The organism is Cerasicoccus arenae, from assembly GCF_014651635.1.
Lineage (GTDB): Bacteria > Verrucomicrobiota > Verrucomicrobiia > Opitutales > Cerasicoccaceae > Cerasicoccus > Cerasicoccus arenae.
This window is the reverse complement of record NZ_BMXG01000038.1, coordinates 1-9,877: the sequence shown is the minus strand read 5'-3', so window position 1 is coordinate 9,877 and position 9,877 is coordinate 1. Positions and strand designations below refer to the sequence as shown.

The 9,877-nt window shown below is 48.4% G+C and carries 8 protein-coding genes; 3 read left to right on the top strand and 5 right to left on the bottom strand.

The window, feature by feature from the left end:
• Positions 1–103 precede the first annotated feature (103 nt).
• On the top strand, positions 104–1,645 hold the full coding sequence (locus tag IE065_RS17545) for an IS4 family transposase (RefSeq protein ID WP_268244973.1): 1,542 nt from the start codon (positions 104–106) through the stop codon (positions 1,643–1,645).
• On the opposite strand, the gene IE065_RS17540 is transcribed toward IE065_RS17545, so the two are convergent.
• The 5 genes from IE065_RS17540 to IE065_RS17520 form a co-directional block, all read right to left on the bottom strand.
• Positions 1,640–1,978: a PIN domain-containing protein gene (locus IE065_RS17540; RefSeq protein WP_189517541.1), complete on the bottom strand. Its 339-nt coding sequence runs from the start codon at positions 1,976–1,978 to the stop codon at positions 1,640–1,642. The genes IE065_RS17545 and IE065_RS17540 overlap by 6 nt on opposite strands.
• Before the next feature lie 2 nt (positions 1,979–1,980).
• The gene (locus IE065_RS17535; protein WP_189517539.1) at positions 1,981–2,238 is read right to left on the bottom strand and encodes a hypothetical protein; all 258 of its coding nucleotides are present in this window, start codon (positions 2,236–2,238) and stop codon (positions 1,981–1,983) included.
• A gap of 362 nt (positions 2,239–2,600) precedes the next feature.
• A complete protein-coding gene (locus IE065_RS17530; protein ID WP_189517537.1) occupies positions 2,601–4,868 on the bottom strand; it encodes a hypothetical protein in 2,268 nt (755 codons plus the stop codon).
• Positions 4,869–5,226: 358 nt separating this feature from the next.
• Positions 5,227–5,955 (bottom strand): DUF6250 domain-containing protein, encoded by a 729-nt coding sequence (locus IE065_RS17525; RefSeq protein WP_189517535.1) that lies wholly within the window; start codon positions 5,953–5,955, stop codon positions 5,227–5,229.
• A 71-nt stretch (positions 5,956–6,026) separates the two neighbouring features.
• Positions 6,027–9,011, bottom strand: a complete 2,985-nt coding sequence (locus IE065_RS17520) for a carbohydrate-binding protein (RefSeq protein WP_189517533.1) — start codon at positions 9,009–9,011, stop codon at positions 6,027–6,029.
• 357 nt (positions 9,012–9,368) lie between these two features.
• On the opposite strand from IE065_RS17520, the gene IE065_RS17515 reads away from it, so the two are divergent.
• Complete coding sequence (locus tag IE065_RS17515; RefSeq protein WP_189517531.1) at positions 9,369–9,563, top strand: hypothetical protein; 195 nt, start codon at positions 9,369–9,371, stop codon at positions 9,561–9,563.
• Positions 9,563–9,877, top strand: a 315-nt coding sequence (locus tag IE065_RS17510) for a transposase (RefSeq protein ID WP_229792152.1), incomplete at its 3' end; no start/stop codon positions are given. The genes IE065_RS17515 and IE065_RS17510, both read left to right, overlap by 1 nt.

The window sequence follows — 9,877 nt, the reverse complement described above, 5'->3', positions numbered from 1 at the left end:
TCAGCGATCTTACGACCCCCTTCGACTTGCCGCAAAGCATAGATTATCTGTTCCTCTTTGAATCGTTTGCCGTTCTTTTTCATCGGTTCTCATTCCTCGCGTTTTGATCCCTTTCAGACGAGAATATACGAACACTACGCTGGCTCAGTTTAAGGGGAGCAGGTCAGTTCCAGCCTCTTCGGGTTGGATTGAACAAGAACTTTCTAATTGCTCGTTCAAGGACGAGCGATTGAGCAAGCGTTTTAGGACGGTACTCCAACAACTTGATGGTGCCAGCGCCGAAAGCATTCCCTGGGCTTGCCAAGACTGGTCAAACGCCAAGGCGGCGTATCGTTTTTTTGACAACGATCGGGTCAGTGATGCGGATATTCTCGCGGGGCATTTTCGCTCCACCAGTGAGCGTTTCGCCAGCACATGCGGCACGGTCCTGGTGTTGCATGATACGACCGAGTTTTGCTATCAGCGCGAAAACATCGGCCTGTTGCACAAGCCACGCCTTGCTCAAAACGCGCAGTGGCGTGAAAAACATCCTTTACGTGGTCTGTCCATGCACTCCAGCTTGGTGGTGACGACCGGTGGAGTGCCACTGGGCTTGGGCGCTGCGAGATTTTGGACACGTAACAAGTTTAAAGGAGCCAATGCGCTTAAGCGCAAAATCAATCCCACTCGCGTGCCCATTGAGCAGAAGGAAAGCATACGCTGGTTGCTTAACTTGCGAGAATCAACCAGTCTGCTGGGCAAGCCTGATCGTTGCGTCCATATCGGTGATCGAGAGAGTGATATTTTTGAGCTGTTTTGCGCGGCGCATGAAACCGGCTCGCATTTTCTCGTGCGCACTTGCGTTGATCGTCTAGTCAACGACGGTAGCTGTCTCTGTTTCCGTTTCGTTCATTGCTTCGGTTCGTTCTTGGAACCTTCCTCCGAGCCGCAAATCAAATGTGCGAAACAATACCTACGTTATCTGGCTAAGGAAATGGCCGTTGTGCCGGTGAAGGGATTACATCGCATTGAGGTTCCCGACAGTAAGGACAAGTTAGCCAAAGTCGTTCTCGAATTAGAATACCGAAAGATCCATATCCGTCCTCCTGTGGGCAAGCAGTCTAATTATCCTCCGCTGGATCTCACCGTTTTACACGCCGTTGAACGAGACGCTCCCCAAGGTCGTGCGCCTATTGAATGGAAATTACTCACCGACTTGCCAGTGGCCTCTCGCAAGCAAGCCATTGAAAAATTGCAGTGGTACGCACTGCGATGGAAAATTGAGGTGTTCCATAAGGTCCTGAAGTCTGGTTGCAAAGTTGAGGCCTCTGGCTTGCGCACTGCTAAACGCTTAATCCGACTAATCGCAACCTGCTGTATACTGGCATGGCGGATATTTTGGATGACCATGGTCAACCGGGAAGAACCTCAAGCTCCTGCATCCATCGCGCTCATCGTCGATGAGATCCGAGTATTGGATCGATTGCGGGCAGCCAAATCAAACACGACGAACAAACCGCTGCTGCTCTCAGACTACATCACGCAAATCGCCAAGCTCGGCGGCTACCTCGCGCGCGCACGAGACCCCGCGCCAGGGAACATCATCATGTGGAGGGGACTTACACGCCTTGCTGATTTTACATTTGGATTCTCACTAAAGTCATAACTTGTGGGTAATCAAAAGCGACCGCCGGACGTTTACTTTGAGACGGTTAAAATTGGATATTTTCTTCTGGTCCAACAGTGAAATCCCGTCCGACCAGAATTGATGACCGGGTTGTAAGCACAGGCTCGACAACAATTGCCAGGCAATTTCAGTGTCATCCGGACCATCAGGATACTTGCTGTGGCCAAAGATTCGGATGAAACCATTTTCGGTCAAAGGGCAAGTTGCCCATCCTTGCCTCTGATTTGCAAGAAACCAGCCTGCCGCCTTGTCGTGGTGCTCATGCTGCGGGGCAAGCACTGCGATCAGGATATTTACATCGAGCAAAAACATTCTCAGATGCCTTCCTCTTCCATTCGTTCGTAGATTGTCTCTGAGGCGACACGTTTCGTCGTGACTAATCGTTTGTATTGAGGCAATCCGCGGGAGCCGATTTCAATCAGATTATCGTCTGTTACGGTCGTGGGTTCGTCAGACAGGATTTCACGTTTCAACGCGTGCTCTACTAATGCTTTTAGAGTGGTGTGTCGCTTGGTAGCAACAAGCTTTTCCTTGATCAGCAGGTCGTCAGCAATATCCAAAGTCGTTTTCATCTGGTTCGCTGTATGGTTTTATGGTTGGACTGCAAGGTTGAAAGAATTGTAGTTATACGGGTCACTTAAAAGTGAGCCGGTCTCGTAAAGTTGGACAGATACCATGTGTTTTTCGTTATAAACTTGGCGAAGCGTAAGGTGGAGGTCGCTCACATCGGCTGTCAGGTGAATGGAGTGATGATGGCTCAGGTTACCCGCAATATGACTGATCGTTATGATGGCTTTCTTAAAAAGCAGGCGTCTATTTGTCTGCGACTATGATCCGCTCTACAACAAAGAGTTTCGTCAGATACTCACGGGTTCAGAAGTTGAAGTCATCCCAAATCGGATAGTGTGTCCGCAGTAAAACGGTTATGCTGAAACTAGCGCATGTGTAGTGCTACTAGCTGACAGGCATCGAAGTCTAAGCGAATGCTACCTGTTGTGGAGCGAGGAAGTGCTTGGCCAGTGGTTGCATCGATGACCTCACCATTATCAGGCAGTTTGATCGAGACACCTCGGACTCCTTCATAACCTGGATTGACCACTGCATAGTAGGTGCCGTGTTCACCTGCATCGATTCGGCGCACAACAATTTGTGAGTTGGATGCGGCTCCGTCGACAACTTTGGATGGCAACGCTGGAAGTGCTAGGTAGGCCGCGTTGAAACGACGCACATAGGATGGAGAGAGACGATTGAAATTGTTTGATGCTAAATAGCCTATACTGGTTGGATTTCCGTTAGCCATGGCGTTGGCTTCTGGGAGCATTATATGTGGTCCGACACGTTCCATATCGGCTACAAAATAGCCCAGTGGATCGAGTGGCTTCTCGTTTTTACCTCGTTCGATACGGAGCATGTTTTCGTTTAGACCGTAGTGGCGTATCATGGCCATGCCGGAGGCTGTCTCGAATGCTTCGAGCGCCATCGGATCGGATACTGAGGATAGGCGATTGAAAGAGTAGGTTGGATAAATGTCTTCGACATTTTTGTACGCATGTGGGTCGTATACCGGTTTGGCGTGTTCGTGCTCCCATTTTCCCCAAGTCTTGCGGACGTTGGTGAGTGCTTTGTAAGACCAGTGATTGTCAATAGTGGTCTGCAATTGAACTGGTGGCTTTTTCAAGTCGACATCTCTCCAAGCGCTCTCATCTTCAACGACGAGGCCTGTGCCGACACCTTCAGGGTGGATCCAGCCTGGCTCGGTTGTGTCAGCTGTGTAATAGATCGATGCATCTTTGATACCTTCGCTTTGTAGGTAGTCTCTGAGTTTGGTTAAGAATTCCCTACGCTTGCCATACCACCATTCAAGGTAGGCTTTGTAAGTTTCACCACGCTTATTGAGCTCACCGCGGGTCACGTCACTGCTGCCGGTTTCTTTTGCGAAGCGTTGAATGGTGGCATCGGCAAAACTAATGGCGAGCTGACTCGGGCGAGGGCGTAACCAAGCACCTATAATATCTGCGTTGTCCTTTTCTTCAACAATTGTAATTTCCAGCATTTTGCGGAGATCTTCGAAAGTGTCTGGATCTGTCAAATCTGCACGTGCGGTTTCGGTCCACGTTGTATGGGTGTAGTTTTTACCGTTAAGCGGTTGGGCTCTGAGTTCAAAGCCGAGTCCATTTTTTCCTTTGCTGCCCGCATATTCATAATAGGGCAGAACGGATAGATCGTAGTTTGAAGCGACTTTGATCAGGTTACTCCAGCGCTCGGGAGATTTAGATTGGTAGACCCAATTGCTACCTCCGAATTTTGAAGAATTCCATCCTTGGTTGGCTCCGAATTCCAAGAGATCCTTTGCCATGGTGTTCATCCCTAGGAAGTGCATCATCTCGGCTTTGCCGCGGTAGTAATCCATATGATCGTCCCAGCCATCTCCAGAATTGTGGCCGCCGATGACTCCATCAGCCATTTCTTCTCTGAAAAACAAGTGGCGCCGTGGGAGATCACTTGGTGGGTAGTTGATCTTCAATGCAAAATCTTCAAAGGCAGGTGCTTTGTAGAGGCGGATTTTAGAGATCGCCGCACCTTGTGAGAGCGGGGCCTGCTCCGGCTCGAATTGGGTGATATAGACCCAGAATCCGTCTTTAGGTGTCATCGTCCGCTTGCTTTTCGATTCATCCGGCACGACAGCACCACGAAACCCTCCGGATTCCGCGATATGATCCTGTAGGCGCATCCACATGTGCACGGCTTGGTACTTACCGGAAAGCGGAATCTCCAAAGACTCAGGGGCTTGGTAGACATAGCGAGGGTTTAGACAGTCACCAAGTGTATTACCCGTGTAGAAGCCGCGTAGCGTTTCATTGCCTCGGTTAATTAGAATCGTTGAGCGTGGTGTGTCTTCTGGGTAGACGACCTCAAGGACATAGTTTGCATTTGCTTCCAAGCCTTTGTCTTTACCGATTAGGAAGCCGAAGTATTTGATGCCTGGCTTGTCATTCGGGATCACTCGTGCCGACTCACCTAATATAGTGGTGACTTCAGTGATTCCTTCAGGGAATTCTTTATACTGAGACTTGTCGGAAGGAAGTCGGCTGACGTCGATTTCCTGGATGAGTTCGAGGCTCCGATTAATCGGGACGCCGCCAAAGCTCGTCGTTAGGCCAGCGATGCAGCAGGTGAGGATTGTTGCAGTGATCGACTTCATAATTATATGATAATTTAAAGGGGGGGGGGAGGGGGAGAGCCTTAGGGCAATTATCTACGGGAACTATTTTTATAGGACGATATGGATAAGATAAGGTATTACGTTATATAATATTTAGATTTTTAGCTTGTTATAGATTTATATTAAATTGGTATAACTTTATAGTATATTGTTTGAGTCAGATTCAAAAAATCTATATCGCAATATAATCCTAGTTAATGTGATGAAATAATCTGTATTTAAATTATCATTATCAAGCGCTCAAAATTTAGCCTACCTAGCTGTAGCATCTGTTGTTAGGTGTCATTTCGGCAACAGTGCCATAAGTTTGGACACTGTTGGGTGTGTTTTGTATCCATTATCTGGGGTAATTTGCTTTACCTGAAGCTGGAAAGGCGACTGAAACGATTTCAACAAAGTCGACTTTCAGGTGACTATTAACGGTGCGGATGCCAAACCATCCTGATGCCAGGAATTCGGAGTCATCGAATTCAAATATAAGTGCACCGTCACGGAAAACTTGGACCTTTCCATGGACGGCAGTGAGTTCTATGAGGATGGGCGTATCTGGCTGAATCCAACCAGTCTCTATTCTTAAGTCATGTTCGGGTCGAAGGGGTCGGTTACCTAATCCATCGTAACGGCGAAAGCGGGTCGTTTGGTTGTCGTTGCCTCCGATGCTAGCATAGTAAGTCTCCAAACCTCTATAGCTGTTAAAGCGTCCGTTGCGTGTATGGCTATCGTGAAAGAGGTTTTCCGGGGTGCTCGGGTCCCGTGCCATCCAAAACATATTGATATCGGAAATGCGGCCAGATGAAGCGACTTGAACTTGGAAGCGAATACGCAGTGGTGAATGCAAGCGTTCATGAAACCATACAGTTGCACCCGCATCGTCGTTAATCACGAGTTGGCCTTCTTGGATCCCAGTCTTGCCGTTCGGTTGTTGTTCGATGGTCCAGTGGGATAAATCCTGAGTGAATTGTTCTTTAAAATGGCGCATTGCTGGCGCTAGGTCGTGTGCGTAAGTGAGCTGAAGGGGCAGCGTGATGAAAGTTGAGACACAAATTGTTGGTAGAATGCGCTTCATGGGGTGAGTGATTCAAATAAAAGCCGCCTTGAGCACTGTGGCTCCAAGGCGGCTTACGTATGAGATGAGAATTAGTTTTGGCTTAGTTCAAACCAGTCGAAATTGTAGCCAGCATTTAGTTCAAAACGTAGGACATGTTGCCCTTCGCTCAGGTATATACCGCTCGATGTGAAGGTGGAATAAGTATTCCATCCACCGGTGTGTGTGGTGGTCACGGAAACAGGTGTGCCTCCATCTATAGACATACCTATGGACTTATTGGTATGAGCGTTTTGAGCGAGTCGGATACTCAGATCATAGTTGCCGGTAGTGGCGACATTCACAGTATATTCCAACCACTCGCCGTTGTTGATCCAGCCAACCATATAGCCACTAGAGGTGGTGCCTACATCTACGTCGTCAGTTCGATAATTGTTTGGTGTGTTACCGGTTGTCGTATCGTGGTAGGCGACGCCTTCGCCGCCGATGTCATAGTCTTCGGCTTCGGTACGTCCCGGGATGCTATGTACTGCACCACCATAAGGAGCTCGTGTGATCCCTGATGGAGCTGTGCCATAACCGCTTTTTTCAGTAATGATGAGTCCGCTGATGTTGGGGGTTCCGATCGGATGCTCAGTTGTAAAAATGAGATCCATCAAGCCGGTAGAATCTGGCTTTGCGTTAGCGACTAATCCAACTTGATCGACATTCTCTTCAACGATAATGGTATCACCTTCGCCTGTGATTGCATCCAGTAGCGTCGCATCGATGTTGTAGCCAACGTAATTTTCAATATAACCAGTATAGCTCACTTCATAGTATTTATTAGGGTCCATACCTGTCAAGCGAAAGACACATGGGTTATTATACGGAGCGGTGATTTTGATGCCTTGGCGAGTGATTGCCGCGGGAAAATCACCAATCGTTAGTCCGGGGGAGTTAGTGAATATCTTTGAGTGTTGAGAATAACCTTGATAGATATTTTCAATCAACATGTGCCAACCAGTAGCGGCGCCATTGACATCGTAGAGATCGGTATTGGTGGGTAAGCCGTTGTATTCTAATCCTGTGCCACCATTGCCCAAGTCTGTCCAATCCGGATAGAGGCTGTTGACGCCACTGTTCTTGTGCATGTTAACCTTGGATACGGTTCCGTAGGTGATATTTGTATCAGAAACATAGATTGTGCGAAAGGCGGTGTTAGCTTTATTGCCTGCAGCATCCATCACATCATAGGTCATGGCATACTCACCAGTCTGGTTCATGTCGATGGGGTCGGTAATCCATGTGGTGACGACGGATTCGCTTAGGTTTCCGTCTACGTTATCCACTGCGATATAGCCCGGATCGAAATATGAACTACCGACTTCGACGCTGATTTTACTGCCGCCGAGGAGGGTGATTTCGGGTGCTTCCAGATCGTCTGCATTCTGATTCGCAGGATTATAGGTTAATCCCAATCCACGATAGTTGTAGAAGGTATCTGGCTGAATGCGAACGTCCACTGGGGGCATGTTATTGCCATTCCAAGTGAGCTGCTGCCATTTAGTTGGGGATTGGTCCGGGTAGTAATAATTTGTAGCATCACCTGTGTAGCCGGAGATGCACTGGTATAGTTTGGTCATGCCAGCTTCGCTGCCAGTCATATCGTAGTGAATGACGACATCACCTGTCTGATAGGTGATATACTCACCATCGCGACCTGCATAGCCATCAGTCTCGAATATAGGCGCCCAAATAGTGACTCTACGCATGTCAAAATCATCCGCAAAACCAGTGTCCATGAATTTGATCTGCGGTATATTCCTCCATTCATTGTTCACTTCTGTTACGCAAGTTCCACCGTTATAGGTGTAAGCCCATTGCTGGAGACGCGGATCGTATAGATTCCCTGAGATGAGTGTCGGATTGCCCGTGACGCCAATTTCCTGGAAAGCCGTTGCGTCGACTTCGTTAGTATAAGCATCATTCGTGTTGGGAACATCCAGTGGTCCCCAAATATTGTTGGTGAATTCGTAGGGGGTAATGTCATCTCCATTCCAAATGTAACTGGCGTGCGCGCGGCCCATGCCTAAGTAGTTATTGTCATAGATGAATTTCTTACTCGCAGATGGAGATCCTTCGGAAGCATTGTCCGATTTGCGAATTGTCTGCATCATTCCCATACCACCAACCATGACGTTATTTCTGACTTCGATATCGCCCTCAGAATAGGATAATTGCTGCAGGCCTTCTTGATAGCTGCTCTGGAAGGGAGTCCGGAAGTTGGAAGCCGAGCCGTAAATGATGTTATTCTCAATTCTTGAACCTTCGACCAAACCATCGGTTTGCATTGCTTCAGTGCCAGAAAAGAACATAATGTTGTTACGCAAGGTTAGTTTCGTCCTATCATAATTTGCAGTGAACTTTCCGATATAGAATGATTCGCTCGTTGTGAATGCAGCAAAGCAGTCCTGTGCATCCACTTCACAGACGCCATCCGGTGCGTATGGCTGATCGTTCTTTAGATTGAATGCGGCAAACCCGCCCCCAAAAGCGGCTACATAGTTGATTTTACAGTAATCGAAGTTTTGAATCCTAACTAGATTTCCAACGCCAGTTGTGTTCAATGGGTCAGCTGAGGCACGATGGGCTGCCCAGAGGTTATCGACCCAGATGCCATAGTTACGATAGTATTCACCATCCCCCATATTTGCACCTCCGTTGTGGCCGAGGTAATTGGGATCCCCTGTTTGGGCGACTGGATCGTATTTACCGGTTACGTGGACATTCATAAAGCCTGAGATGCTCAGTGACCGTAGCCAATCCGTAGTCCCAACTATTCGTACTTGTCCTCCAAGATTTGTGATTACGGTAGGTTGCGCCTGACTATTTACCGCATAGTCGCCTTTGAGGCTAATGCGTGTGTAATCGCCCGCATAGATGTGGACTTTTTTACCGAGACCTACGGGTGGGCTGTCATAAAGGCCTCCGTGGTTGTCATCGGGTGAAAAGTAGATGTAGTCATCGACGTTTACGTTGGGCCAATAATCGGCATCGGCCTGTGTGGCGAGGCGATTGGTTGTGGTGTTCGGCATTTGTGCAAAGGTTGTGTGAACACCAGCTAGCATGATTAAAACGGACACAAATGACCGAGTTGAAGTCTTCAATTTTGTTGATAGATGTCTCCAGAGATACTTTGGGATCGTATACATATATTAGGGGGTTGGAGTGATTCTTAGATGCCTTGGCCTTGGGTAATATCCTTGAATCGGTAGGGGATGTGAGTGGATGACTTTAAAGTTTTTTAGCTCACGAGGGTATCATAACGATTAGGGATAACGATATAGTTCAATGGCTTATGTCAGGTCAAACCTAAAAGCCTTAATTGCTTGAAATTTATGGGCACTTCGATTAACCTCTACGGTTCCGGTCGGCATCGATGATTCTTGGGCATGCGCGTAAAGACAGGCAGTGGCCAAAGTAATCTGTTCGATATTTTGTCCCACGTAGACACCGCTTCGGAGCGTAAAAGCGGCCTTGATCGGCTATTGGTAATGGACTGGGAGTCGTTCCGCCTGGTGCTTGAGGATCACTTGGCTTACGGCGACCAGAAGAAGGGGGACGACCGCCGTGGTGTCCGGTGTTGATGCTCAAGGTGCTGATCTTGCAACGCTTCTTCGACTTGTCCGACGAGGAAACGGAGTTCCAGATTTTAGACCGCTTCAGCTTTCTTCGTTTCCTCGGGTTGCGTCCGGGTGATGGTGCTCCGGACCACGCGACGATCTGGTCTTTCAAGGAACGCCTTGGCGCGGATGGCATGCTTGCGGTGTTCGAACTCTTCAACGCAAAGTTATGCGACCTGGGCCTGATTGCCAGTTGCGGCAAGATCATCGACGCCAGCTTCGTTGAGGCTCCCAAGCAGCGCAATCGCCGACAGGAAAACGAGCAGATAAAGCGCGGC